Source organism: Neobacillus drentensis (genome assembly GCF_036965245.1).
GTDB classification, from domain to species: Bacteria; Bacillota; Bacilli; order Bacillales; family Cytobacillaceae; genus Neobacillus; species Neobacillus drentensis_G.
Map to the genome: position 1 here is coordinate 1,521 of NZ_JBALPG010000256.1, position 294 is coordinate 1,814.

Consider the following 294-nt stretch of genomic DNA (forward strand, 5'->3'; position numbering starts at 1 on the left):
AAAATTGGGTTTAATAACGGCAGTGCTGTTAGTTTTCTCATTACTGTATTATTTGTTGAATTTATTATATACAATATGACTTCGATGTCAGAGGACAAATATAAAGGAGCATCCCTTATTTGTACAACTCCACATACTAGAAATGGTGTCATTAAAGCGAAATATTTGTTTGTTCTAATCATTTTTGTCGGCTGCTTTATACTATACAATCTAGCAACTGTTATAGGTGCGTCCGTTGGAGTAGAACGATTGGATATAGCCAGTGTAGGAAATTCTTTATTAGTTATTTCAATT

1 protein-coding gene is annotated in these 294 nt (G+C 32.3%); it reads left to right on the plus strand.

Annotation, left to right across the window (positions count from 1 at the left end; genetic code table 11):
- Nucleotides 1-294 (plus strand): ABC-2 transporter permease (locus V7150_RS26530; RefSeq protein WP_335524311.1); only part of this gene is annotated, 294 nt, incomplete at both ends.